This window comes from Ruegeria sp. CH11 (assembly GCF_056537105.1).
Genome location: NZ_JBQFQX010000011.1, coordinates 84,696 through 109,269 on the forward strand (window position 1 = coordinate 84,696; position 24,574 = coordinate 109,269).

The 24,574-nt window shown below is 58.0% G+C and carries 25 protein-coding genes; 1 reads left to right on the forward strand and 24 read right to left on the reverse strand.

Annotated features, from left to right (window positions below):
• Positions 1–3 precede the first annotated feature (3 nt).
• The 18 genes from ACR0LX_RS16305 to ACR0LX_RS16390 form a co-directional block, all read right to left on the reverse strand.
• A complete protein-coding gene (locus tag ACR0LX_RS16305; protein WP_480784617.1) occupies positions 4–405 on the reverse strand; it encodes a RidA family protein in 402 nt (133 codons plus the stop codon).
• Positions 402–809, reverse strand: a complete 408-nt coding sequence (locus tag ACR0LX_RS16310) for an acyl-CoA thioesterase (protein WP_480784618.1) — start codon at positions 807–809, stop codon at positions 402–404. The genes ACR0LX_RS16305 and ACR0LX_RS16310 overlap by 4 nt, the downstream gene beginning before the upstream one ends.
• Positions 810–815: 6 nt before the next feature.
• A complete protein-coding gene (locus ACR0LX_RS16315) occupies positions 816–995 on the reverse strand; it encodes a hypothetical protein (RefSeq protein ID WP_480784619.1) in 180 nt (59 codons plus the stop codon).
• A 19-nt stretch (positions 996–1,014) separates the two neighbouring features.
• Positions 1,015–2,202 (reverse strand): kynureninase, encoded by a 1,188-nt coding sequence (gene kynU, locus ACR0LX_RS16320; RefSeq protein ID WP_480784620.1) that lies wholly within the window; start codon positions 2,200–2,202, stop codon positions 1,015–1,017.
• A gap of 3 nt (positions 2,203–2,205) precedes the next feature.
• Positions 2,206–3,045 carry a tryptophan 2,3-dioxygenase gene (locus ACR0LX_RS16325; RefSeq protein ID WP_480784621.1) on the reverse strand — a complete coding sequence of 280 codons (840 nt, stop codon included), beginning with the start codon at positions 3,043–3,045 and terminating at the stop codon, positions 2,206–2,208.
• Positions 3,042–4,661 (reverse strand): AMP-binding protein, encoded by a 1,620-nt coding sequence (locus tag ACR0LX_RS16330; RefSeq protein WP_480784622.1) that lies wholly within the window; start codon positions 4,659–4,661, stop codon positions 3,042–3,044. The genes ACR0LX_RS16325 and ACR0LX_RS16330 overlap by 4 nt, the downstream gene beginning before the upstream one ends.
• Before the next feature lie 4 nt (positions 4,662–4,665).
• Entirely contained in the window at positions 4,666–5,820 is a 1,155-nt protein-coding gene (locus tag ACR0LX_RS16335; protein WP_480784623.1) for an acyl-CoA dehydrogenase family protein, read from the reverse strand.
• Between the two features lie 45 nt (positions 5,821–5,865).
• Positions 5,866–6,666: an enoyl-CoA hydratase family protein gene (locus tag ACR0LX_RS16340; protein ID WP_480784624.1), complete on the reverse strand. Its 801-nt coding sequence runs from the start codon at positions 6,664–6,666 to the stop codon at positions 5,866–5,868.
• A 3-nt stretch (positions 6,667–6,669) separates the two neighbouring features.
• Positions 6,670–7,146, reverse strand: coding sequence for a MarR family winged helix-turn-helix transcriptional regulator (locus ACR0LX_RS16345; RefSeq protein ID WP_480784625.1), 477 nt, complete (start codon positions 7,144–7,146; stop codon positions 6,670–6,672).
• Positions 7,143–7,886 carry an SDR family NAD(P)-dependent oxidoreductase gene (locus tag ACR0LX_RS16350; protein ID WP_480784626.1) on the reverse strand — a complete coding sequence of 248 codons (744 nt, stop codon included), beginning with the start codon at positions 7,884–7,886 and terminating at the stop codon, positions 7,143–7,145. Before ACR0LX_RS16350 ends, ACR0LX_RS16345 begins: the two co-directional genes overlap by 4 nt.
• A gap of 287 nt (positions 7,887–8,173) precedes the next feature.
• Positions 8,174–9,391: a 4Fe-4S double cluster binding domain-containing protein gene (locus ACR0LX_RS16355; protein WP_480784627.1), complete on the reverse strand. Its 1,218-nt coding sequence runs from the start codon at positions 9,389–9,391 to the stop codon at positions 8,174–8,176.
• 157 nt (positions 9,392–9,548) lie between these two features.
• Positions 9,549–11,066 carry an ABC-F family ATP-binding cassette domain-containing protein gene (locus tag ACR0LX_RS16360; RefSeq protein ID WP_480784628.1) on the reverse strand — a complete coding sequence of 506 codons (1,518 nt, stop codon included), beginning with the start codon at positions 11,064–11,066 and terminating at the stop codon, positions 9,549–9,551.
• 378 nt (positions 11,067–11,444) lie between these two features.
• On the reverse strand, positions 11,445–12,197 hold the full coding sequence (locus ACR0LX_RS16365) for an ABC transporter ATP-binding protein (RefSeq protein ID WP_480784629.1): 753 nt from the start codon (positions 12,195–12,197) through the stop codon (positions 11,445–11,447).
• 1 nt (position 12,198) lies between these two features.
• The gene (locus ACR0LX_RS16370) at positions 12,199–13,047 is read right to left on the reverse strand and encodes an ABC transporter ATP-binding protein (RefSeq protein WP_480784630.1); all 849 of its coding nucleotides are present in this window, start codon (positions 13,045–13,047) and stop codon (positions 12,199–12,201) included.
• The gene (nikC, locus tag ACR0LX_RS16375) at positions 13,044–13,955 is read right to left on the reverse strand and encodes a nickel transporter permease (protein WP_480784631.1); all 912 of its coding nucleotides are present in this window, start codon (positions 13,953–13,955) and stop codon (positions 13,044–13,046) included. The genes ACR0LX_RS16370 and nikC overlap by 4 nt, the downstream gene beginning before the upstream one ends.
• A complete protein-coding gene (locus ACR0LX_RS16380; protein WP_480784632.1) occupies positions 13,952–15,010 on the reverse strand; it encodes an ABC transporter permease in 1,059 nt (352 codons plus the stop codon). Before ACR0LX_RS16380 ends, nikC begins: the two co-directional genes overlap by 4 nt.
• The gene (locus tag ACR0LX_RS16385; RefSeq protein WP_480784633.1) at positions 15,011–16,606 is read right to left on the reverse strand and encodes an ABC transporter substrate-binding protein; all 1,596 of its coding nucleotides are present in this window, start codon (positions 16,604–16,606) and stop codon (positions 15,011–15,013) included. It lies immediately after the preceding gene.
• Between the two features lie 35 nt (positions 16,607–16,641).
• A complete protein-coding gene (locus ACR0LX_RS16390) occupies positions 16,642–17,703 on the reverse strand; it encodes a dipeptidase (protein ID WP_480784634.1) in 1,062 nt (353 codons plus the stop codon).
• Positions 17,704–17,819: 116 nt separating this feature from the next.
• Here ACR0LX_RS16390 and ACR0LX_RS16395 point away from each other — a divergent pair, with 116 nt between their 5' ends.
• Positions 17,820–18,731 (forward strand): LysR family transcriptional regulator, encoded by a 912-nt coding sequence (locus tag ACR0LX_RS16395; RefSeq protein ID WP_480576127.1) that lies wholly within the window; start codon positions 17,820–17,822, stop codon positions 18,729–18,731.
• On the opposite strand, the gene ACR0LX_RS16400 is transcribed toward ACR0LX_RS16395, so the two are convergent.
• From ACR0LX_RS16400 to ACR0LX_RS16425, 6 genes are read right to left on the reverse strand one after another with little or no spacing between them, the layout of a single operon-like run.
• Positions 18,728–19,435, reverse strand: coding sequence for a DUF1194 domain-containing protein (locus ACR0LX_RS16400; RefSeq protein WP_480784635.1), 708 nt, complete (start codon positions 19,433–19,435; stop codon positions 18,728–18,730). The genes ACR0LX_RS16395 and ACR0LX_RS16400 overlap by 4 nt on opposite strands.
• Positions 19,436–19,451: 16 nt before the next feature.
• On the reverse strand, positions 19,452–20,183 hold the full coding sequence (locus tag ACR0LX_RS16405) for a type 1 glutamine amidotransferase (RefSeq protein ID WP_480784636.1): 732 nt from the start codon (positions 20,181–20,183) through the stop codon (positions 19,452–19,454).
• Positions 20,183–21,514 (reverse strand): NAD(P)/FAD-dependent oxidoreductase, encoded by a 1,332-nt coding sequence (locus tag ACR0LX_RS16410; protein ID WP_480784637.1) that lies wholly within the window; start codon positions 21,512–21,514, stop codon positions 20,183–20,185. The genes ACR0LX_RS16405 and ACR0LX_RS16410 overlap by 1 nt, the downstream gene beginning before the upstream one ends.
• Before the next feature lie 2 nt (positions 21,515–21,516).
• Positions 21,517–22,857, reverse strand: coding sequence for a glutamine synthetase family protein (locus tag ACR0LX_RS16415; RefSeq protein WP_480784638.1), 1,341 nt, complete (start codon positions 22,855–22,857; stop codon positions 21,517–21,519).
• Complete coding sequence (locus ACR0LX_RS16420; protein WP_480784639.1) at positions 22,854–23,672, reverse strand: ABC transporter permease; 819 nt, start codon at positions 23,670–23,672, stop codon at positions 22,854–22,856. Before ACR0LX_RS16420 ends, ACR0LX_RS16415 begins: the two co-directional genes overlap by 4 nt.
• A complete protein-coding gene (locus ACR0LX_RS16425) occupies positions 23,669–24,565 on the reverse strand; it encodes an ABC transporter permease subunit (protein WP_480784640.1) in 897 nt (298 codons plus the stop codon). Before ACR0LX_RS16425 ends, ACR0LX_RS16420 begins: the two co-directional genes overlap by 4 nt.
• Positions 24,566–24,574 lie beyond the last annotated feature (9 nt).

Below are 24,574 nucleotides of genomic sequence, written 5' to 3' on the forward strand. Positions count from 1 at the left end.
GTCTTAGCCCGGCGCGATAAAGGCGGTGGCTTCGATTTCGATCAGGGCTTCATCCTCGACAAGATCCTTGATGATCAGCATCGACATGGCCGGGAAGTGCTTGCCAAAAACGCGCCGGTATGCCTGGCCAACCTCACGTTGTTTGGCGATGTATTCTTCTTTGTCCTTCACGAACCAGGTCAACCGGCCAATATCCGTGACATCACCACCGGCAGCCCGCACGATTGCGGCAATGTTGTTAAGGGCTTGTTCCATCTGGCCGATAAAATCGTGTTTTTCAAAGACCTTATCCTTGTTCCACCCGATCTGCCCGCCAATATGAAGGGTGCCATCTGCCATCAGCATCCCGTTGGCGTAACCAAGCGCGGGCGCCCATCCCTCGGGCTGAATAGTTTGGCCTGTCACGCGGTTTCCTCCAAGATACTGACTATTTTGTTGCGCACGGCCTCGGGCCATCGCGATGGTCGACCCGCCGCATTGACGCAGACCAGTGTCTGATCCGCGACAAAGCGGGTTTCTTCACGGCTCGTCGCGACAGTCTGCAAAGTCATGCTGGATCCTCCGATCCGATTGATGGTGATATTCAGGTCCAGATGATCACCGTGCCTGCTAGGTGCCGTGAACGTTACGTTGAACGCAACGGTTGGCATACCCCTGTCCGGGTGCATGCTTTCAAAGGGCCATTCCAGAAGTTCGCTGAACATGGATTCAACGGCGTCGTTGATCATTTCGAAATAACGCGGATAAAAGACGATCCCCGCCGGGTCGCAGTGTTTGAACAGGACTTTTTGGTGCAGCGTAAAATGCATGAATCCTCAGATTGCCTTTACCGTTTGCGCCTTTTCCTCGCCCTCGGCCGCACCGAGTTTCGGCGGCGGGCCGTAGCCCCTGTCGAGCGGGTGGAGCTTGGAATACGATAGGCGCGGCTCGGTCCATTCGGCCGCTTTGCGGGCGGTTCCTGAATGGCCATCGATCGGGGTAAACAGGTATGCCAAGCTTTCTCTTCCTCGCGATTTAGGTGACGCGCGATCTGACCTGATACTTCGGCTCGCGCCAGCTTTCTGTGTTCAGAACATCCTCGATTATCTCGCTGGCCCGGATAACGTCGTTTTTGTCCAGATAGAGCGGCGTGAAGCCAAAGCGCATAATATTGGGCGCGCGAAAGTCGCCGATAACACCGCGATCAATCACCGCCTGCATCGCCGGATAACCGTTTTCAAACGCGAACGAGACCTGTGAGCCGCGCTGATCCGAATCCCGCGGTGAGGCCAGCGTAAGCTGTGGGCAGCGGGCCTCGACCTCGGCAATGAAGGTTTCGGACAGTTCGATTGACGCAGCCCGGATCTCTTCCATGGTCACGCCATCCCAGGCTTTCATTGCATGTTCCAGAATGGAAAGCTGAATGATCGAGGGGGTGCCGACACGCAGGCGCTCGGTGCTCATGGCGGGGCGATAGTCCAGGTCCATTGCGAAAGGCGCCTCGTGACCCAACCAACCGGACAGCGCCGGTTGAATGTCTGTTGCGATGTCGGGGCGAGCGTAGATGAATGCCGGTGCGCCCGGGCCACCGTTGAAATACTTGTACGTACAACCGACCGCAAACTCGGCGTTGCAGCCGGTCATGTCCACGGGCACGGCACCCGCACTGTGGGCGAGATCCCAGATCATCACCGCCCCGACCTCATGCGCGCGACGTGTGATATCGGCCATGTCGTGCATCTTGCCTGTGCGGTAGTCGATCTGAGTCAGCATGATCACGGCAACCTCATCCGAGATATGATCGGTCAGACTCTCTGGAGGCGGGGTGCGCAGTTCGTACCCTTTGTCGATCGTGCTGATCAGACCCTGCGCCATATAGAGGTCGGTTGGAAAATTACCGTTATCCGACAGGATCACCTTGCGATCAGGGCGCATTTTCAATGCAGCCGCCAGCGCCTGATAGACCTTGATCGACAGGGTGTCGCCGGTTGCGACTGATCCCTCGGGTGCACCGATGAAACCGGCTATTTGGTCGCCAACGCGTTTGGGCAATGACATCCAGTCGGCGGTGTTCCAGGCGCGGATCAGACTGACGCCCCATTCCTGGGTCATCACTTCGGCTGCCCGTTCCACCGCTCCGCGGGGTAGGGGACCCAGCGAATTGCCATCCAGATAGATCACGTCATCGGGGATGTCGAACAGGTGTTTCTTGGGTAGCGACATGGTTCAAAGCTCTCCGCGCAGGTTCCAGAGTTCAGGGAAAAGTTCAACGCTCAGCATCCGGCGCAGATATTGCACACCGGATGTGCCGCCGGTGCCGCGCTTGAACCCGATTACCCGTTCTACGGTGGTTACATGATTAAAGCGCCAGCGGCGGAAATAGTCCTCGAGATCGACCATCTTTTCGGCAAGCTGGTACAATGTCCAATAGTCGTCAATGTTCTCGTAAACGACTTTCCACCGCTTCTGAATCTCGGCGAGCGCGGTATGAGGCGCATCCAGTTGCGGCGCCGGGACATTGTTTTCGTGCCCGTCGACCGCGCGGAACAGCAACCGCACCACCTCGTCGTAAAAGCTGGGGCGCGCAAGCTCGTCTAGCAGCATCTGATGCACTTCGGGCAGATGAGCGTGCGGTTTCAGCATGTTGGGGTTTCGGTTGCCCAGCACGTATTCGATCATCCGATACTGATAGGACTGAAACCCCGAAGACGGGCCCAATACTTCGCGAAATCTGGTGTAATCTGCGGGCGTCATCGTGCGCAACACGTCCCAGGCATTGTTCAACTGCTCGAAAATCCGGCTGACACGGGCCAGCATCTTGAACATTCCAGACGTATCGCCCGAGCATAAAGCAGTGCGTGCGGCGGCCAGTTCATGGATTGCCAGCTTCATCCAAAGCTCACTTGTCTGATGTTGGATGATGAACAGCAACTCATCATGCGCGCCGCTCAGAGGGTGCTGCTGGGCCAGAAGATTGTCCAAATGCAGGTAGTCGCCATAAGACATAGCCTCGGCAAAGCCCATTTGCGCCCCCTCGGCTTCGGGGTTGTAGGCTTCGGTACTCATCGTGTTTCTTTCAGTCTAAAGCGCTGGATCTTGCCGCTTTCGGTTTTTGGCAGCGCTTTGGTGAAGATGATCGAACGGGGGTATTTGTAAGGAGAGATCGACGCCTTTACGTGGTCCTTCAACTCATCAATCAAGGCCTCGTCGGGCACGTAGCCTGACGACAGAACAACATGCGCCTGCACGATTGACCCGCGCTCATCGTCGGGCACACCGATAACGGCGCATTCTGCGACTGCGGCATGTGCCAACAGCGCGGCCTCGACCTCGGGGCCGGCGATGTTGTAGCCCGACGACACGATCATATCGTCGTTGCGCGCGGCGAAATGGAAATAACCCTCTTCGTCCATCGAGAAAGCGTCGCCCGAGATGTTCCAGCCGTTCTGGACATATTCGTCCTGGCGTTCGCCGCGTAAGTAACGGCAGCCGGTCGGGCCGCGTATAGCAAGTCGTCCGATTTCGCCCGGGGCCAGTGTTTTGCCATCCGGGCCGATGACCTTTACCTCATAGCCCGTGACGGGCTTGCCGGTGCAGGCGGGTTTGTGATCCTCGAACCGGTTCGTCAGGAAGATATGCAGCATCTCGGTTGCGCCGATCCCATCCAGCATCGGCTTGCCGGTCTTTTCCATCCAATCATCATAGACAGGTCCCGGCAGGGTTTCACCGGCCGAGACCGCAGCGCGCAGCGAGGACAAATCGGCACCTTCGTCCATAGCGCGCAACATTGCGCGATATGCTGTGGGGGCGGTAAAACACACTGTTGCCCCATATTTCTCAATTATTTCAACCATATTTGGCGGCGAGGCGTTTTCGAGCAGCGTGGCCGCCGCGCCAAATCGAAGCGGAAAGACCGCCAACCCTCCCAGGCCGAACGTAAACGCCAGCGGCGGAGAACCGACAAAGACATCTTTGGGCGTCACACCCAGAATTTCGGCGGCATACCCATCGGCGATGATCAGAAGGTCGCGGTGAAAATGCATCGTCGCCTTGGGATCTCCGGTCGAGCCCGAGGTGAACCCGATCAGGGCAACATCGTCCTGAGATGTCTTGACGGCATCAAACGCAACAGGCTTTTCCAAGGCCAGCCGGTCAAGCTCGGCATCGTGGTTCGACGTGCCGTCAAAGCCGACCACCGTCTTGAGGAACGCGCTGTCCTTGGCACAGGCGATCATCTCGTCCATCAGCCTTGTGTCGCACAGAGCGTGCGTGATTTCAGCCTTTTCGACATATTTGGCCAACTCACCCGCCCGCAGCATCGGCATCGTGTTCACGACAACCGCGCCCGCCTTTGTTGCGGCCAGCCAGCAGGCCACCATGGCGGGGTTGTTGGCCGAGCGGATCATCACGCGGTTGCCGGGCTGGACACCCAGATCGTCGACCAGCGCATGGGCCAAGCGGTTGGTCCAGTCGGTCAGCTCTTTAAAAGTGCGCCGCCGCCCGTTTCCGATCAACGCAGTGTTGTCGCCCAAGCCAGCAGCGACCATCGCATCTGTCAGCTCTTCCGCCGCATTCAACTGGTCTGGATAGTCGAACCCCTCCAACAACAGGTCTGGCCAGCTTTCGATCGGAGGCAGGTTGTCGCGAGCAAATGTGTCGGTATGTGCAGATGGTTTGAGCATGATTTCAGCTTCCCCCTTGTTCCGCCAGAGTCTGACGGGCGATGATCACGCGTTGAACATCCGATGCGCCCTCATAGATTCGCAACGCTCTGATTTCGCGATAGAGTCTCTCTACGGCTTCACCCGATTTCACACCGTCGCCGCCATGTAATTGAACGGCCTTGTCAATAACTTGCTGCGCCTGATCGGTGGCAAACAGCTTGGCCATCGCTGCCTCGCGTGTGACCCGCGGGGCACCTGCATCCTTAGCCCAGGCGGCGCGATAGACCAGCAGGGCCGCCGCGTCGATATTCAGCGCCATGTCGGCGATGTGACCTTGCACCATTTGCAGATCAAACAGCGGTGACCCCTGCACATGTCTCGAGGTCACGCGGGTTAGGGCTTCGTCCAGCGCGCGGCGGGCAAAGCCAAGGGCTGCGGCTGCCACGGTGGATCGGAACACATCCAGCACCGACATCGCGATCTTAAAGCCCTGGCCGGGTGCGCCGAGCATCGATGATACCGGGACACGGACGTCATTAAACCGCAACCGCGCCAGTGGATGCGGTGCGATTGTTTCCAGTCGTTCTGCGATCTCAAAGCCCGGCTGGTCCGGGGTGACAATGAAGGCGCTCAGCCCTTTGGCACCGGGCGCTTCGCCGGTACGGGCAAACAGCGAATAGACATCCGCAATGCCGCCGTTCGAAATCCAGGTCTTTTCGCCATTCAGCACAAACGCGTCGCCATCTCTTTCGGCTGACATGGTCGAGTTGGCCACGTCCGAGCCCGATTGGGGCTCAGTCAGTGCAAAGGCAGCAATGGCTTGGCCGGACCGGGTTTTGGGCAGCCATTCCGATTTCTGCGCGGGCGCCCCGAACAGCGAAATCGCGCCGGTACCCAGCCCTTGCATGGCAAAGGAAAAATCAGCCAATCCGTCATAGCGGGCCAGCGTTTCACGGATCAGGCACAAGCTGCGGACATCCAACTGCCCGTCTTCACTTGCGGAATGGGTCAGAAACCCGGATTCGCCCAGCATCGTCACAAGCTGACGGCAGGCGACATCCGTGTCCGAATGGTCGACGGCGTGAAGGTTGGCCCTCGCCCAGTCGTCAAGCGCTTTGGCCAGCGCGCGGTGGCGATCCTCAAAGAACGGCCAGTTCAGAAAACTCTGATCAGCCATCGCGACCCCCGTGCGCGTTTTGCAAACAGTTCCGGACGCGCATTGTCAGTCCCCCTCGAAAACCGGCCGCTCTTTGGCGACGAAGGCGCGATAGGCCCGGTGAAAGTCCTGCCCCTGCATGCAAATCGCCTGAGCCTGCGCTTCGGCTTCTATGGCCTGCTCGATGGACATGGACCATTCTTGCGCCAGCATCGTCTTGGTCATCATGTTGGCAAAGGACGGCCCCTCGGCGATGCGACGGGCCAAATCGTGCGCGTTGGTCAGCAACTCGTCTGCGGGCACCACGCGGTTGAAATATCCCCAGGACTGACCTTCCCCGGCACTCATCGACCGGCCCAGATATAGCAGTTCAGCCGCACGACCCTGACCGATGATGCGCGGAAGGATTGCGCAGGCGCCCATATCGCAGCCTGCCAGCCCGACCCGGTTAAACAGGAAAGCGGTCTTGGCCTCGGGCGTCGCGATGCGCAGATCCGAGGCCATGGCGATAATCGCACCGGCCCCGGCGCAGACCCCGTCCACCGCAGCGATGATCGGCTTTCCGCAATTCACCATCGCCTTGACCAGATCGCCAGTCATCCGGGTGAATGTCAGCAGCTCTTTCATGTTCATTTTTGTCAGCGGGCCGATGATATCGTGGACATCACCACCCGAACTGAAATTGCCGCCATTGGGTGCAATGACAACCGCCTTGATCGTGTCGTCATAGTGCAGGTCGCGAAACCAGTCGCGCAGTTCGGCATAACTTTCAAAGGTCAACGGGTTCTTGCGCTCGGGGCGTAACAGAGAGACCTCGGCGATGCCATCGCTGACCGAGCAGTTGAAATGAGTGACGTCGGTGCGCATTCTTCAGTCCTGATTTTCCAGAAATTTCACCAGATGGTCGAGCCGCACGGTCATGCCCTCGATGTCATCCGCATCCAGCCGGCCCAGGATTTCGTCGATCCAGGCTTCATGCGTTGCCGCGTGTTCGGCGAAAACCTCTTCGCCCTTGGGTGTAAGCCGCACCATGTTGGCCCGGCGGTCGGTCGGCAGAGCCAACCGCAATGCCAGCCCGTCTTGTACAAGGCGATCAACGATCCCGGTGACGTTGCCGTTGGATACGCGCAGCATCTTCGATATCTCGCTCATCTTCAGGCCTTCGGGGCGGCGGGCCAGCGCTGACATCACGTCAAAGCGCGGCAGCGTCCAGTCAAGTTCGGCCCGCAACCGACTGCGGATTTCATCTTCGATCAGACTGCTGGCCTTCAACAGGCTCAGCCACAATCGCAGGCGCGATTTCGAAATTGGCTCGGCAACAGGCCCCTTTTTCTTTTCAGTGCTCAAATTTCACCTCCCGACAGGGTGAGAGTATGTCCGTTTACGGAGCGGGCAGATTCCGAGCACAGCCACAACGCGGTATCCGCGACCTCGTCGGTTTGCACAAAGCGTCTTTGCGGGTTTCCAGCCAGCAGAGACTCACGCGCTTGTTCGACCGTCATGCCGGTCTTTTCGACGATATTGCCGACCGATCGGTCCAGCATCGGCGTTTCGATAAAGCCCGGGCAAATTGCGTTGACGGTGATCCCCGAGGTGCCAAATTCGATGGCCAGTGCCCGGGTGAGGCCGATCACGCCGTGCTTGGCCGCGCAATAGGCAGAGGCATAGGCATATCCCTTGAGGCCCGCTGTCGACGCGATGGCGATCATCCGGCCCCAGCCCTCTGACTTCATGTCGGGCAAAGCGGCCTGCCACACATTGGCGACACCGATCAGATTGACCGACAACATTGCCTGCAACGCCTCGGGCGTCAGGCGCGCAAATGGATCGGTTTGCGCCGCACCCGCATTGGCGATGACGCCAACAATGGGTCCGTGCTGGTCGCGTGCGGCGTCGAATGCCAGCCGTACTGCCGCAGCATCGGTCACGTCGCAGGTTTGATAGGGTAGCTCTTGCGCCTTCAGGGGCTCAGCGTTACGGCCCAGTATCGTGACATCGGCCCCGGCATTCGCAAGTGTACGGGCGGATTCAGCGCCAACCCCGGTGCCGCCACCGGTCACAACGATATGCTTGCCTTCCAAATTCATCCCCGGAGCACCCTCGTTTGGCCGCCTTTACGGCCCTGGCGGTTGGCCAGCTTGCAGAATGCCAATGGCGCCTTGCCTGCCTATTGTTCAGGCTGCGTACGCTCTTGTCCCGATCCACCAGCAATGGGCTGTGATGCCGACTTGGCTTGATCAATCGGTACCGGAGTCCTCGATTTATTTCAAGCTTAAAATTTTTAAATATTATGTAAATGAGCCCTAAGCCTTGGACCGCGATGAGAAGAAAGTGAAAGCGGACGGGCTGTCAGACTTTCGCTCGCAGCACGCATTCAAGACCTGGCATCCCACCAGTCTTTTGGTTTCAACCGCTTGGCTCGGTCGCTGCGTTTGTCCCACCAAAGGGCCAATTTGCGCCAACGGCTGAGGGCAAGCTTGCGCCAGATCCGGTCCTGCAATCTGTCAAAGTCACGATTGAACGGGCAGACGCGCATGCAAATCGCACAATCGCTTTGCAGTTTTGCCCAATATTGAAAGCAGGATTTTGCGTCAGACGTCCACTTTCGCACACCTTTGATGGCAGAGGCATCGTTTTGTGCGCTCACTTCGGGTGGCCCATATGGCAGAGCCTTTGCCGGGCAGGCATCGGCACATTCGGTGCAGATGTCGCAAAAAGCCCGGACGCCCAAGGGGTGGGGTTGATCGTGACTCAACGGCAGATTGGTAAAGACCTTTGAAAACCGTAACCGGGGGCCGAATTCCGGCGTGATGACCATCTGGTTGCGGGCGTACTCGCCCAAACCGGCCTTGATTGCGTAGGGAATGACCAGCCCGGTGTCATTCATCGACGGAACGGCCTCATAGCCAAGGTTTCGGATATAGGCGGCCAACTGGATCACGATTGCGGCCTCGTGGCTGTATTCGCGCCCGGTCGCAGCCCCGGCCAGCGCCGAAGGGTAGGTTGCGACCAGATCCTGGTCCATCTTGTGGCCCAGCACGATAACGCTGTTCAACCCTTCGGGCAGCGTGTTGTCGGTCTCGGAAAAGTCGCGAGTATCGACGCGGCTGGAATAGACCCATCGGTCATCGAAATCGGTTATCCCGGCTAGATCCGCCCCAAAGAACTGGGCAATACGCTTGATCTCGTGCGCCATGGCATTGGGGTCATCAATGTCCACACGCGTTTCAGCAACCGGCGTATCCGCCACAATGGGGGCCTGAAACCCCTCGCGACGCCCTTCACGGGCCGAGCGATTGCTGACGATATCCGAAATGATCCAACTGGCATTTCGCAACGCGAAGTCCTTTTGCCGAAACCCGTCCCCTTTGCGATAGTTCGCTTTCATTCGGTAGCTTTGAAAGAAATCATCCGTTTGTTTCGTCCGCACGGACTCGTCCCAGAACGCACGTGTAAACATGTCGTTGCGTTGCGAAAATGGCTCGAACTCTTCGGTGGTCTCGATACCGGCAGCGACATCGCTTTCAGCGTATTTCACATCCCAACGTGCGCGGTCGTCGTCGGAAATGGCTTGGTTGCGGGGCCAAGGCATGGAGATCTCCGGTCGTATCATTTCCGGCGACATGAGGCATTTCGCATCCGGTGGAAACGCAGCCCGGTCGTCGGACCGTGGTAGAAACACCAGATACCAGACGATCGACTTTGGATAAATCGGAAAGTCAGGCCGGTAGTTTACCGGCCTAATCAGTTTAGCGTCGCGAGAGTTCTGCCTCCAGAAAGGGTTCGGCGTTCTCAACCTCTTCTAACTTTCGACCTTTGATCCACCAGAACCGGGTACCGACATTGCGGATAAACTGCCGGTCGTGGCTGACCAACAAGCAGGACGCCCCTTGCGAAATCAATTCGGCCTCCAATACCTCTTGTCCGTGAATATCCAGATGATTGGTCGGTTCATCCAGCAGGTAGAAATTCGGGTTTTCCAATCGCAGGACAAGCATGGCCAGGCGGGCTTTTTGGCCACCTGACAGCTGTTCAATGGGACGATCCTGATGGGAAATTTCAATGCCCGCCGCAGCCAGAACTTGCCGTGCGCGCCGGTCACCAATGTCGGACTGGCGGGTGACTGCGATCATTGGTGTCTTTGCGCCGTCCAGTTGCTCGAAATTCTGGCCCGAATACGCCGGGACAACCGAGGCAGCGCACCGGATCTGGTCGCGATCCCCGATCAGCGCGTGCCGGACGGTTTGGATCAACCGGGTCTTGCCAGTCCCATTTGCCCCGAGCAACACGACGCGATCACCTTTTGTGATCCACTTTTCACCTGTCAGGTAAAGTGTTTGGCCGTCCGGTTTGGTAATGGCGACATTGTCCAGCGTGATCAACGCTTTTGCATGGGTCCCGCTGTTGGCCAGTTTTATTTGCCCGGCGTCCCGTTCCTGATGCGCGGGCTTGGTCCCTTCTTCGATCTTCTCTGCACGGTCGGTCAGCCGCTTGGTTTTGGTCAGCAGTAAGTCCGAACCCGAATTTATGCCGACATTCTTGAGTTTTGCCGCCTGACGGCGCAATTGGCGCACCTTGTTCATTTCGTTGGAATGGTGGCGCGCATCTGCCGCATCCGCTTCGTCCAGCGCATCCCGCGCGGCTGAAAACGGCATTTGGAAGACGCGCGAATGTTCGGGGCGAATGAACAGCGTTCGATCTGTTGTTTCATCCAGAAACGCCCGATCATGCGAAGCCATCAACACGGCAACACTATGCGGCAGAGCCTTCAGCCAGTCCTGCAAAAGACCGATACGGCTGAGGTCCAGATGGTTTGTCGGCTCGTCAAGCAACAGAAGGTCCGGTTCTGTCACCCAAGCTGCAGCCAATAGGGCGATTCGCTGCCAGCCACCGCTCAGTCTGGTCATCGACGTATGCTGGAAATCGAAAGGCACCTGCAAATCCGCCAACGCGACATCCGCTTTCCAGCTTTCATATTCTGCCATTTCAGGGGGCAGGTACTTTAGCACGCAGTCGTAAAGTGTACCGGACAGCGCAGCTTCGGGCACCTCCTGAGGAACATACGCGACGCGCAGACCTCTGCTGTGGGTAATGTCCCCGGTCGTCTGCTCGAATAAGCCGGCCAGACATTTTAGAAGGGTGGATTTGCCGCGCCCGTTGGCGGCGATCAGACCAATGCGATCACCTTTTGAGATAGTTAGATCGAGGTTTCGAAACAGTGGGGTGCCAAGGGTCACGCCAAGGGATTTTGTACTGAGAAGGGTCATTACGGTCTCGTGTCACAAGAATCGTGCCGCAGAGCGGCTTTGGGCAGACCGTAAATCGGGTAAAGATTTGGTCAGCCCTGCAAACGGATTCGCAGGGCATAACGGGGACCATGCTGAAGTCGGCGTGTGATGCGCATGCTCAGCAATTGCCCTCCTCTTGTGAACATCCAGATACCGGCAGCGTATTTGAACGATTGGCCGTGGGCAAGCTGCCTTTATGTAGAAGAGCGGATGGTTTGCAGTGGCAAGCTGGCAAGCAGCGGCGTTCCGGCGCCGCTCACCGAAACCGTAAGCGGAGAGTTCGGCTGAACATGCTGCGGAACGCGCGATTGGGCATGGTTCGTCCGACCTATGCGGATCGTGCCGGGCACGCGGCCGTCACGCCAGCGCCACCGAAGCACTGAGCAATTGCCTGGAATAGTCGTGTTCGGGTTTTCCGTTTCGCAACGTTTCGGCCGACATCACCTCGACGATCTCGCCATTTCTCATAACCGCCAAACAATCACACATATGCGCAATGACCGGAAGGTCATGTGAGACCATGAGATAGGTCAAACCGCGTTGGGCGCGCAGGTCGGTCAGCAGGTTCAAGACCTCTGCCTGAACGCTGACATCCAATGCGGATGTGGGTTCGTCCAAAAGCAGGATATCCGGCTCACCAGCCAAGGCTCGTGCGATGGCGATGCGCTGGCGCTGACCGCCTGACAATTGGTGCGGGTATCTGAAACGAAAGCGCTGTCCAAGCCCGACATCATCCAACAACTTGGCGACGCGCGTATCGATATTGTCCAACCCATGCAGGTATAGTGTTTCACTTAGCACCTGATCGACCGTATGTCGTGGGTGCAGCGAAGCGTAGGGGTCCTGAAAAACCATCTGCACGGTCCGAAAGAATGCGCGATCCCGTTTTGCGCCGGACAGCGTTTGTCCTTCGATCTGAATGGTGCCGGACCATTGCGGGGCAAGACCGGTAATGGCGCGAAGAATGGTTGACTTGCCGGACCCGCTTTCGCCGACAAGGCCAAAGCTCTGCCCTTGTTCGATCTTGAAACTGGCACCTTTCACCGCGTCGACCCGGTCATGCGCATAACCGAACCAGACGTCCAGGTTTTTGATCTCGACAACGGTCATGTCATCCCCTCACGCTTGGGGCGTCGGACCAGCTTGGGTCGCGGGTCAGAACGCTCAGATGCGTGCGCTTTTCGTCAAGCCGGGGCAGGGAGTTCAGCAACCCCTGCGTATATGGGTGCCGGGCCTGATGCAGCTTGTCGGCCTCGCAAACCTCTACGATCCGACCGGAATACATGATGAGAACGCGATCGCAGAATTCGGACACCAGATTCAGATCATGGCTGATAAAGATCAGACCCATGCCCCGTTCTCTGACCAACCCGTCCATGATGTTCAGCACCTGCCTTTGGACGCTGACATCCAGTGCCGAAGTGGGTTCGTCGGCAATCAGTATCTTTGGGTTTGGGATCAGCATCATCGCGATCATGATGCGCTGGCCCATACCGCCGGAAACCTCGTGCGGATAGGCACGCATCACCCGTTCAGGATCCCGGATCGAGACGTTTTCCAGCATCTCGATCGCCATCTTGCGGGCCCCCGATCTGGCACCGGAATTGTGCTGAAGATAGGCCTCCATCAACTGCTCGCCGACCGTGACCACCGGGTTCAGCGAAAACTTGGGGTCTTGCATGACCATGGAAATCTGCTTGCCCCGGATTTCGCGCATCTCGCGCTCGCTGAGGTGCAGCAGATCGCGGCCTTCCAGGTTGATGTGATCGGCCTCGACAATGCCCGGCTTGCGGATCAACCGTAGGATCGCACGCCCGGTCATCGATTTGCCGGACCCGCTTTCGCCTACAATACCCAGACGCTCGCGCCCAAGCGAAAATGAGACACCGCGCACTGCATCGAACACGCCCTGTCGGGTTGGAAAGCGGACCCAAAGATCTTCGATATCCAGCAGGTTCATTGTCCACCATCCTTTGGATCAAGCGCATCCCGCAACCCGTCACCCAACAGGTTGAAGGCCAGTGAGACCGTGAAGATCGCAAGCCCAGGAACGGTGGCAACCCACCAATGATCCAAGATGAATCTGCGGCCCTCGGAGATCATTGCGCCCCATTCCGGGCTTGGTGGCTGTGCGCCCAGCCCCAGAAAGCCCAGCCCCGCCGCCGCCAGAATGATCCCGGCCATATCCAGCGTGACCCGCACGATCAGCGACGAAATGCACAAGGGCCAGATATGGCGGGTGATGATACGCAGCGGTCCCGCACCTTGAAGCCGGATGGCGTTGATGTAGTCGGTCGACCGGATGGTGAGCGTTTCCGCCCGCGCCATGCGCGCATATGGGGGCCACGCCGTAAGGGATATCGCAAGCACCGCGTTTTCGATTCCCGCGCCAAGCGCGGCAACAAACGCCAACGCAAGAACCAGCCTGGGAAAGGCCAGGAAGATGTCGGTGATGCGCATGAGAACCACGTCCGCCCATCCGCCCGCATATCCCGCGACGGTCCCGACCAGAAGCCCCGCGACCGGTGCAATCAGCGCGACAAGCGCAACGATGTAGAGCGTGATCCGTGCGCCATAGATCAGACGAGACAGGATATCCCGCCCCAGACTGTCGGTGCCCAGAAGATGGCCTTCGGTCCCAATGGGTTTCAACCGGCTGGACAGGTCCTGAACAAAAGGATCATGAGGCGCCAGCACAGGCGCGAATACCGCGCTTAGGACAAGCACGATAAGGATAGCCAGCCCCACCATCGCCATCGAGTTAGACCTTAGTGTCAGCCAGCCTTTGTACAGGCTGGACAATCTGGCGTGGCGGCGGGATGTCGGTTCGTCGGTCAGCAACCACTGACGCAATGTCATGTCGCTCATTTCGACCTCGGATCAAAGAAACGGTATAGCAGGTCGGAAAAGATGTTCAGGCAGATAAAGATCAGCCCGACCACCACGGTTCCGCCCAGAACCGCATTCATATCAGCGCTCAGCAGAGCGGTTGTGATGTAGCTGCCGATGCCAGGCCAGCTAAAGATGATTTCAGTCAGAACCGAACCTTCCAACAGGTTGGCATAGCTCAGCGCGATCACCGTGATGAGCTGTACGCGGATGTTCTTGAAGGCGTGGCGCCAGATCACCTGCCTTTCCGACAGGCCCTTGACCCGGGCGGTGATGACATATTCGGCCGACAGCTGTTCCAGCATGAAAGACCGGGTCATGCGACTGATATATGCCAGCGAATAGTACCCCAGCAGGGCCGCAGGAAGGATGATGTGCGACAACGCGTTGCGGAAAACATTCCAATCGCGGGCCAGCGCGCTGTCCACCAGGATAAGTCCAGTGCGCGTCGGCACTATGTCCTCGTAAAAGATATCCAAACGGCCTGGTCCCCCGACCCAGCCAAGTATGCCATAGAAAACCAGCAGACCCATGAGGCCCAACCAGAAAATGGGCATCGAATAACCTACAAGCGCGACCACGCGCGCGATCTGGTCGATCCATGATCCGCGCTTTACGGCGGCGATGACGCCCAGTGGAACGCCCAGAAAGATGCCGATCAGCACGCCCAGGGTTGCCAGTTCCAGCGTCGCAGGAAAGACCCGTGCAATGTCCTCGGACACAGGGCGTGCATTCAGCAACGAGTTGCCAAAATCGCCGTGCAGCACGTCCCACAGATAGTACCAGAATTGCACCAGCAATGGTTTATCGAGCCCAAGTTGCTGATAGACCGCGTCATAGGTCGATTGCGAGGCACGTTCGCCGACAATCGCCAGCACCGGGTCGATCGGCATGACCCGGCCGATGATGAAGGTCACGAACAGCAGGCCCAGCATGGTAATAGCGATGGTGCCAAGAGTTTTCAGGATGCTCTTGACCCAATGGATGAGAGGCGCCGCGCGGCGCCCCTCGGATGGTCTTTCGGCCAGTGCCATTTACTTGGTCACCTGCCAATACGATGCTGACGTGATCGCCTGACCGGTCGAGAAATCCGTCACGTTTTCACGCAAGGCCGATTGCTCGATCTGCTGGAACATGATGACAAAGGGCGAGGTCTCGCGGAACTCGGCCTGGATTTCCTTGTACATATCGGCCCGTTTCACAGTGTCGTTCTCGACCACGGCGGCAGCCGTTTTCTCGGTCAGCCCGCCGGTATCCCAGGAATTCCGCCACGCCAACAGACCGGTTGCATTGGCCGCATCTGCGTTGTCGGGATTATAGGCAAAGGTTCCCGCGTTGGTTTGCGGGTCAGGATAGTCCGGCCCCCATGCGCCAAGATAAACATCCAGTTCGCGCGCGCGGTACCGCGCCAGGATCTGTTTGGCAGTGCCAACGGTGATATTCATCGTGATGCCGGCCTGATCCAAAGCATTTTGCAGCGACTGAGCGATTTCGATCCGTTCCTGCGCCTCGCGCACGCCAACTTCGATTTCAAGACCGCTCACACCTGCCTCATCCAGCAGGGCCTTGGCCTTTTCGATGTCATAGGTGAACGGGTTCTCATCCGATGCGCCAAGATAGGTTTGCGGTAGGAAATTCTGGTGAATCGTGTACTGGCCTTTCAGGAAACTGTCGCGCATCCCCTCATAATCAATGAGGTATTTGAATGCCTGCCGGACCTGAGGTTTGCTGAGTTCAGGGTGCTTCTGGTTCAGCGAGACATACATCAGACGGCCCTTGAGCTCATCCGCGATCTTGACGCCAGCGACCGAGGACACGCCTGCCACGTCTTCGGGGTTCAGGTTTCGCGCGACGTCGATATCGCCACGCTCGAGCAGCAGGCGCTGGCTCGCGCTTTCCTGTACATGGCGGACGACAACACGCTCCATCGCCGGGGCACCCAGGTAGAAATCAGGGTTCGACTGCAGGGTCACGCTTTCGTTGGGCTTCCAGCTCACCAGGCTATATGCGCCAGATCCAGCCGTGTTGGTCTTGAGCCATTCGTTGCCCAGATCGCCATCTTTGTCATGCTCCATCACCGTCTTCTTGTCGACGATACCGCCAATGGTGGCGGTCAGGCAGTTCAGCACAAACGAGGTCGCATAGGGCTTGTCCGTGGTGATCGTCAGCGTGTCGCCATCGGCCACGATAGTCTGTTCGACGTTTTCCGGGGTAAAGCCGAATTGGGTCAGGATAAAGGCCGGCGTCTTGTTCAGGATGATAGCGCGGCGCAGCGAAAACTGGACATCCTCGGCTGTCACCGGGTTGCCGGAATGGAAGGTTAGCCCGCCCCTGATCTTGAAGGTGATCGATTTGCCGTCCTCGGACACCGTCCAGCTTTCAGCGACATCCGGCTGGTAGCCTGCGTCCAGATCGAGCGGGTCGAAATTGACCAGTTTCTGATAGACGTTCCGGCTGACATCCGATCCGGCAAACTCAAAGCTCTCAGCGGGGTCAAGCGTTGTGATGTCGTCGATACGATTTGCAATCACCAGCATATTCGGTGGCGTTTCCGCCACTGCTGTGGTCGAGGTCACAGCCAGCGCCAGTCCCAGCGCCGCACCGGTTAGCAATCTGTTAAATGCGTTCATTTTGTCCTCTCTGTCATTAAGCCTTATACTAACGGTTACGATCCCCAGGTCTTCTCAAGTACGCGTAACCAGTTTCCATGGCAGAGCTTCTTAATGAGCTCTTCGCCGTAACCATGGGTCACCATGGCATCTCTTAGATAGGGTAGCATCGAGACATCGGAAATTTCATCTGGCACCACCGCACCGTCATAATCCGAACCGAGCCCGACGCGATCCTCGCCCAATATGGCGATCAGGTGATCAAGGTGTCTGAGAACCTGCGTCAAAGGCACGTCGGGCAACATACGCCCGTCTCCGCGCAAGAATGCGGATGCAAAGTTCAGCCCGACCATGCCATCACTTTCCGCAATCGTGCGAAGCTGGTCGTCTGTCAGGTTGCGTGCGTGCGGACAGATGGTGTGGGCATTCGAATGCGTCGCGACCAGCGGTGCGTCCGAATGCCTTGCGACGTCCCAAAACCCCTTTTCGTTCAGATGAGACAGGTCCAGCATTATGCCAAGCGCATTGCAACGCCGGACAAGCCTGAGGCCGTGATCGGTCAGTCCCGCACCGGTATCCGGCCCCGATGGATACCGAAATGGAACCCCGTGGCCAAAAATGTTTGGTCGGCTCCAAACCGGCCCGATTGATCGCAGGCCCGCAGCGTAGAAAACGTCAAGCGCGTGCAGATCGGCGTCGATCGCTTCGGCCCCTTCGATGTGAAAGATGGCCGCCATCTTACTTTGATCCATGCACTCCCGGATATCTGCGGCTGACCGAACAACGCGCAAAGCGCCCAGTCGCTCCAACTCGAGCAGTATCGCGATTTGCCCCAGCGCGGGCTGCAAGGCATCTTCAACATCGATCAGATCTGGAAGCGGCAGGTCATAACTTGGCTGGACCATCTCCTCCATCTTCGCATCGACATCCATGGGTGAAGGGACCCAAATTGCGAAGAAACCGCCAAGGAAGCCACCGCGCTGGGATTTGTCCAGATCAATCGCGCCATCAAGGCCGCTTAGGAATCCACCAGCCGCTGCCAGTCCGCCTGCGGATGAGAGCTTGGACAACACATCATTGTGCCCGTCAAAGATCAAAGGAGAGGTTTTCGAAGCCACCGCATCCACCAAAGGTATCAATTTGACACACGCTAGCAGACGGTATCATCATAATTGTAAAAAAAATCGATGAGTTTTACTCATTGAGCTAGTCGGATTCATGAGGGTACCGGGACGTGAAGAAACCGCGCAAATGGCACTCGTTGCCGGAATATCAAGCCCTGCGCGCGTTGATGCAGGCCGGAACGACGGCAGGGGCTGCACGCCAGCTGGATTTGTCGCAATCCGCAGTCAGCCGCTCAATCGGAAATCTGGAATCGCGGCTGGGCAAAACCCTGTTCGAACGCGATGCCGGCAGGCTGCGCCCAACGCAAGAGGCTGTGCGGCTGAACTTGCGCCTGGACCCTTTGTTTGATGCGTTGGACCGTATCGATGGTCCGGGTGAAACCGTGGAGGAGACATTGCGCCTTGTCGCGCCGCCCAGCTATGCGCATCGCTACATCGTTTCACTCATCGCCAGTTTCTTGCGCGGAAACCCAGGGTTTTTCGTGAACCTCGAGGTGACGACATCAGACATGGTCACGTTGGGCGTATTGGAGAACCGCTTTGATCTTGCGGTCACGGGTATCGAACAGAGCCGCGCTGGTATCAAACTCATCCCGTTTCGCGAGTCCCCCGCTGTCTGCGTGATGCGTCCCGAACACCCGCTGGCAAAGCGTCAGTCAATCTCGCCTTCTGACTTGCACGAACAGGACCTGATTGCGTTGACATACCGCCACGGAAGACGCGGGCAGCTTGACCGCGTGCTGCATCAGGTTCGCGCGGAACCCAGAATTGTTGCCGAAGTCTCGACGTCTTTCGCAGCCGCCGACATGGCGCGCGAAGGCTTGGGACTGGCGATCATCAACCCCTTTCCTGTCTATATGTACCGGTCCCCTGATCTGGCGTTTGTTCGGTTTGAATCACCAATGCGCTATCGCGGTCATTTTGTTGTGTCGGATCAGCGACCGGTTCCGCGTATCGCACGCGCTTTCATGCGGCATCTGCGGCTGAACACGCCCCCCGATCCGTTTTCTGAGCGTAACTAGGTCGGGGTCCGATTTCTGACCGCTTGCGACACCTGTAGCTGCAACTCGCGTTCCAGTTTGCGGCGCATCGCAAGGCGGATGCTGTCCGATCCGTCAATGGCCATGACAAAGGAACCCGCTCCTCCGGCGACGTATGTCGCGTAATAGAGCCCGAGTTCACGGTCACTGGTCAGAATAGCCAGTCCGTTAATCGTAATCCCCTGGTCAATCGCTATTTGCCGCGGCCCCAGTGGGTTGATGCCGGAATTGTTCCGAGCGTCTCCCGAGATGTCGATCTTGCGAAACGCGCCGACGAAGTCATTGTCATTCAAAAGTTTGGTTGCCCGTGTGATCGCTTCGCCTATTGCAGTAGCTCGACCAGCGCCCTGTCGTTCAACACGCGCGACTTGATCCGCAAATGCCGTCGCATCCGAGGCCTTGCGCAAATGATGCCAAGGCAGGGCGAGGCGGGTGAGATGGCCATAGCTCCATTCCATGACGGTTATTGCCAACCCGTTGGGCATGGACTCGATCACAGCCTGCACCTGAGGGTCACGCATCGCATCGGCCACACCCAACAATTGCAGCGCATATTCCTGATCTGAAACGCTGACCGAGGTGTCGATGGCGATTACCAGTTCGATATCGACCGCCACTTGTGCGCGTGAAGGGAATGCGACCCAACACAGCATCATGGATGCCAGTATGAGCGTAAACCGCTGCATTACCTTGGTGCGTTCTTCAAGCCAGTGTTTTTTGCTTCAGCAGATGCTCGCGCACCAGATCGGCAATCATCGAGCGGTTGTCGTCAATCGCCATGGCGCGTTGGCCTCGGTCGACGTCGTCGTCCGTTAGAATAGTACCGCGCCGACTCTCCAGAAGGTCGCTGGCATAGGGCTTGGGGAATTCAGGGTGACCCTGTACCGTGACGGCAAATCCTGGATACCAAAGCGCACCATGCTCGCAAAAATCAGTCGAGGCGATGGTGACTGCGCCTTCGGGTTTCTCCTCGACCTGGTCCTGATGATAGGCTTGTATTGCGAATTTCTCAGGAGGTTTGCCAAGTTCGGCTGGCCAGTTGGCAGTGGTTGGGTATTCGTGAATACCAAGGCCCCAGCCCTTGTTGGATTTGCGCACAACGCCGCCCAGGGCCTGCGCGATCATCTGGTGACCAAAGCAAATGCCAAACATCAGCCGTTCAGCATCGCGCGTCGCCCGGATGAACTCCTCGAGAGGGGGGATCCAGGCATGATTTTCGTAGGCCCCGAATTTCGATCCGGTAATCACCCAAAGATCGGCATCCTCGGGACGGGCGGGGAATTCTTCGTCCAGCACAGCGTATGACGAGAACTCGGCATTCAGATCGCCAAGCCATTGCCGAACCATACCTGGGTAATCGCCGTGAACACGGGCCAGTTCCTCGGGGGGGCGGCCGGTCTCCAGAATGCCAACGCGAATTTTCTGCTCGCTCATCATGCTCTCCTATCTTGCAGCCCATACCAAGCGTAGACAAGCGGCAGCAGCGCGCGTCGCCAGCGGCCCAATTCGAATTTGCGCATTGGCAGGGTCATTACATATGGGGTTTCTGGACCCGCGTTCAAAATCTGTGCCGCGAGCAGGGCACCCGAATAGCTGCCCATGGCGACGCCATTGCCATGATAGCAAAGCGCGGTCCAGGCCCTATCAATGCCCGGGATTGGTCCCGCATAAGGTGTGCGGTTCCGCGACACGCAAACCAATCCGGACCAAAAATACGGGGTCTCGACATGCTGCCACGCCGGGAACATCCGGTCGAAATCATCGCGCGCGCGGGTTCTGGTTTCTTCCAGGCTGCGTTCGGTGGTCCGAGAGGCGGCCCGCAGACCAAACAGCATTCGGTTATCAGGCAGCAAGCGGAAATAGTGCAGCAGATGCCGGCTGTCATAGCACATCTGACGACTGGTCCAGCCTTGCGCCTCAAGCTCACTCTCGCTCATTGGGCGCGTGGTAATGATGCTGGATTGTACCGGCAAATACCGACCGCCCAGCCAGTTGGGCAAAATGTCCGAACTGTATCCGTTGGTCGCCACGATCAGGTTCTTTGCGCGAAGCTCACCCTGTGCGGTGCGCAGAAGGTGCCGACCATCGTTTGCCCGGGACATATCTGTCACGGCACTTTGCCCGTGGATGCGTACCCCCTCATCCCTTGCCGCCTGCGCAAGCACGGTGACATACTTCATCGGATTCAGGGCAAATCCGACGGGCGAGGTGAGCGCGCCATGGAACTCACGGCTGTTTAACCCGTGATCAGCCAATGCTTCTTGAGGAATGAATTCAGCGTCTTCGCCGTAGATCTCACGGTATTCGCTGCATTCATCCTGCAGTTCATGCGCCATGCGGCGAGAATGCGCCAACAAGGTTTCACCCTCTGAGTGGGTGTCGGCCTCGATCCCGTACGTGTCCAGCAGATTGCCGACATATCCCACCGCGTCACGTTCGGCCCGCAGGTAGGCCAACGCTTTATCACGTCCAACTTGCCGTGTCAGTTCGGCAAGCCCGATCTTGGACCCACCAATGCAGCAGAAACCGCCATTCCGGCCCGAAGCACCCCAACCGGGTTGTTCGGCGTCCAGAACGGCGACGTTCTGTCCACCTTGCGCAAGTTTCAATGCGGCATTCAATCCGGTATAGCCGGCACCGATAATGGCCGTGTCGCATTCGGCAGTACCGACCAGCGCCGGATACTCTGGCCGCCGAACCGTGGTTGCCCAGTAGCTGTCCGCAATTGGCGCTGGCCCATAGGCCATGTCTTCGTACAGTCGCATGCTTACAACCGGCTGAGATAGTAGGTATATTCAGCTGGTGTTATGGCTTCCAAAATCGATGCGATTTCGTCGCGTTTGACTGCGGCGTAGATCTCTCGGTAGTTGCCAAAGCAATCGGCTGCAATTTGCGATCCGGCAAAGCGTTCAACCGCGCTGGTCCAGTCATGCCCCAGCGGCTTGGCCGGTGTGCAATTGGGGTCATCCAACGGGTGCGTTAAGGCCGGGGCGGTGTTCAAACCGTGGATCATGCCACCAAGGATGGCGGTCAGGACAAGATAAGGGTTGGTGTCCGCGCCGCTGATGCGGTGCTCAAGCCGGGCTCCGGGCCCCTTGGTTTCCGGCAGTCGTACTGAGGCCGCGCGGTTGTCCAGACCCCAATCCGGCGTCGCCGGAGCAAAACTGTTGGGGCGAAACCGGCGGTAGGAATTGGCATGGGGCGCAAAGATCACCTGAAGATCGCGCATGCTATCCAGCACACCGGCAACCGCGTTCAGCAGGTTCTTCGAGATGTCTTCACCTGCGGATGGCGTAAAGATGTTCCCACCTTCGCCGTCGATCACCGAGGCATGGACGTGCATGCCGTTGCCGGGCTGATCGGTATAGGGTTTGGCCATGAAGGTCGCCTCATAGCCGTGGCTGGCGACCACGCCCCGCACCAGACGCCGGAACAGGATCGCGGTTTCTGCCGCTGCCAGAGCATCTTCAGTGTGGTGAAAATTGATCTCGAACTGGCCCGGTCCATATTCGGCGATCAAGGTATCCGTGGCCAGGCCCTGCGTGGCGCTGGCCGACAGGATTTCGTTTAGGATCGCCTCGCGCCGGGATAGCAGTTCCATGTCATAGTTCTGCGCGTCTGGGCTGAAGGAGGGCGGCACCGGTGCCTCGGATCGCTCGGAACGCGCGCGCAGGATATAGAATTCCAACTCGGTCGCCACAACCGGTCGCCAGCCCTTGTCCTTGAAACGATCCAGCGTGGATTGGAGCAATGCCCGCGGCGAATTGGGGCTGATCGTGCCGCCCATATCGGTCATCTCGACCAGAACTTGCGCCACGTTTCCTGGCAGCCACGGGGCCGGATGCAGCGTGCCCGGGATCGGCACGAGGATACCGTCGGGATCTCCGACCTCGATTCCCAGCCCGGTCTCGGCGACCTCATTGCCCATGATCGCAGGGGCATAGGTTGACAGAGGCAGCCGAACCGCCCCTTTGACCAGTTTGTCGGCCCCGTCTCCGGGCACCCATTTGCCCCGGAGCACCGAGTTCAGGTCACACAGAAGCAAATCGATACGATCCGGCGTACCATGCGCGGCGCAATAGGCGTCGTAGTCTTCAGTAAAACTCATGCGTTTAGTTCCGCCATCTGTTCCTCGCGCTGTCGTTTCTTGACGGCACGCTTATTCAACAATGACGCGGTGATCGTCCCAAAGGTGACCAGCGCGATCAGGATCGTCGACAAGGCATTGATCTCGGGCGTTACACCCAGCCGGACCGAGCTGTAGATCCGGATCGGCAGTGTGGTCGAGGACGGGCCCGACACGAAGGACGAGATTACCAGATCATCCAGTGACAGCGTCAGGGCGAGCAACCATCCCGAGATTACCGCCGGGGCGATAATCGGTAATGTCACCAGTCGGAACGCATCAAAGGGCGAACAGCCCAGATCCAGCGCGGCCTCTTCCACGGAACGGTCAAAACTGACCAGGCGCGAGCTGACCACCACCGACACGTAGCACATCGAAAAAGTCGTGTGCGCCAGGATGATCGTAAAAATGCCCCTGTCCAGACCGATGGAAATGAACAGCAGCAGCAGCGAAAGACCGGTGATAACCTCGGGCATAACCAGCGGTGCATAGATCATGCCCGAAAACAGCGTCCGCCCAAAGAACCGGCCGCCCCGGACCAGAACATAGGCAGCCATCGTCCCCAAAACCGTGGCAATGATCGACGACGCAAAGGCCACTTTCAGCGTCACCAGGGCCGCATCAAGAAAGGCTTCGTTCTTGACGAGCTCTCCGTACCATTTGGTCGAGAACCCGCCCCAGACCGTCACCAACCGGGATTCATTGAAGCTGTAGATGACCAGAATGACCATCGGCAGGTACAGAAACGCAAAACCAAGGGTAAGCGAGGTTGCGTTGAACCAGGTCAGACGCCTCATTGCTCGGCCTCCATCAATTTCTGCTCGTTGCGCTGATACAGCACGATCGGGATGATCAGGATAAGCAGCAGGATCACAGCCACGGCGCTTGCGACGGGCCAGTCGCGGTTCGAGAAGAACTCTTCAAACAGGACCTTGCCGATCATCAGCGTCTCAGAGCCACCCAGCAGCGACGGGATGACGAATTCACCCAGCGCCGGAATGAAGACCAGGAAACACCCTGCGATCACACCCGCCTTGGACAGCGGGATCGTCACCAGCCAGAAGGCAGATGTGCGCGAACACCCAAGGTCCTCGGCGGCCTCGAGCAGCGAACCGTCCAGCTTTTCCAGCGTCGAATAGATCGGCAGGATCATGAACGGGCAATAGGTATACACGATACCGATATAGACGGCGGTGTTGGTGTTCAGAATGGTCAGCGGTTCGCCGATGATGCCGAACGCCAACAGGATCTGGTTCAAGAACCCCTCTTGGCTGAGAATACCCATCCAAGAATACACCCGGATCAGAAAGCTGGTCCAGAAGGGCAGGATCACCAGCATCAGAAGCGTCGGGCGCCACTCGTCCGAGGCATTGGCCATACCATAGGCGATCGGGAAACCGACCAGAAGGCAGAGAAAGGTCGATATCGACGCGATTCTGAGGCTGGAGAGATAGCTTTTCCAGTACAGATCGTCGGTGGTCAGGAACACGTAATTCTCGAAATCCAGTTCGGACCAGAACTCTTTGATCGCGCTCCAGCCGCCAGAGATATCCAGCGTCGGGGTATACGGTGGAATCGCAAGCGCCGTATCCGAAAGCGAGATTTTCAGCACGATCCCGAACGGAATGAGAAACAGTACCAAAAGCCAGACATAGGGCGTGGCGATCAGGAAAAAACGGCGGTAGTTCATCGTCTTCTC

Excerpts from the sequence above, each read along its gene's own strand:
- nikC (WP_480784631.1), bottom strand. The coding sequence starts at position 13,955 with ATGAGCGACATGACATTGCGTCAGTGGTTGCTGACCGACGAACCGACA.
- kynU (WP_480784620.1), bottom strand. The coding sequence starts at position 2,202 with ATGTCGCTACCCAAGAAACACCTGTTCGACATCCCCGATGACGTGATC.
- ACR0LX_RS16310 (WP_480784618.1), bottom strand. The coding sequence starts at position 809 with ATGCATTTTACGCTGCACCAAAAAGTCCTGTTCAAACACTGCGACCCG.
- ACR0LX_RS16385 (WP_480784633.1), bottom strand. The coding sequence starts at position 16,606 with ATGAACGCATTTAACAGATTGCTAACCGGTGCGGCGCTGGGACTGGCG.
- ACR0LX_RS16340 (WP_480784624.1), bottom strand. The coding sequence starts at position 6,666 with ATGCGCACCGACGTCACTCATTTCAACTGCTCGGTCAGCGATGGCATC.
- ACR0LX_RS16360 (WP_480784628.1), bottom strand. The coding sequence starts at position 11,066 with ATGACCCTTCTCAGTACAAAATCCCTTGGCGTGACCCTTGGCACCCCA.
- ACR0LX_RS16330 (WP_480784622.1), bottom strand. The coding sequence starts at position 4,661 with ATGCTCAAACCATCTGCACATACCGACACATTTGCTCGCGACAACCTG.
- ACR0LX_RS16355 (WP_480784627.1), bottom strand. The coding sequence starts at position 9,391 with ATGCCTTGGCCCCGCAACCAAGCCATTTCCGACGACGACCGCGCACGT.
- ACR0LX_RS16365 (WP_480784629.1), bottom strand. The coding sequence starts at position 12,197 with ATGACCGTTGTCGAGATCAAAAACCTGGACGTCTGGTTCGGTTATGCG.
- ACR0LX_RS16350 (WP_480784626.1), bottom strand. The coding sequence starts at position 7,886 with ATGAATTTGGAAGGCAAGCATATCGTTGTGACCGGTGGCGGCACCGGG.
- ACR0LX_RS16400 (WP_480784635.1), bottom strand. The coding sequence starts at position 19,435 with ATGCAGCGGTTTACGCTCATACTGGCATCCATGATGCTGTGTTGGGTC.
- ACR0LX_RS16420 (WP_480784639.1), bottom strand. The coding sequence starts at position 23,672 with ATGAGGCGTCTGACCTGGTTCAACGCAACCTCGCTTACCCTTGGTTTT.
- ACR0LX_RS16425 (WP_480784640.1), bottom strand. The coding sequence starts at position 24,565 with ATGAACTACCGCCGTTTTTTCCTGATCGCCACGCCCTATGTCTGGCTT.
- ACR0LX_RS16405 (WP_480784636.1), bottom strand. The coding sequence starts at position 20,183 with ATGAGCGAGCAGAAAATTCGCGTTGGCATTCTGGAGACCGGCCGCCCC.
- ACR0LX_RS16415 (WP_480784638.1), bottom strand. The coding sequence starts at position 22,857 with ATGAGTTTTACTGAAGACTACGACGCCTATTGCGCCGCGCATGGTACG.
- ACR0LX_RS16380 (WP_480784632.1), bottom strand. The coding sequence starts at position 15,010 with ATGGCACTGGCCGAAAGACCATCCGAGGGGCGCCGCGCGGCGCCTCTC.
- ACR0LX_RS16335 (WP_480784623.1), bottom strand. The coding sequence starts at position 5,820 with ATGGCTGATCAGAGTTTTCTGAACTGGCCGTTCTTTGAGGATCGCCAC.
- ACR0LX_RS16325 (WP_480784621.1), bottom strand. The coding sequence starts at position 3,045 with ATGAGTACCGAAGCCTACAACCCCGAAGCCGAGGGGGCGCAAATGGGC.
- ACR0LX_RS16410 (WP_480784637.1), bottom strand. The coding sequence starts at position 21,514 with ATGCGACTGTACGAAGACATGGCCTATGGGCCAGCGCCAATTGCGGAC.
- ACR0LX_RS16370 (WP_480784630.1), bottom strand. The coding sequence starts at position 13,047 with ATGAACCTGCTGGATATCGAAGATCTTTGGGTCCGCTTTCCAACCCGA.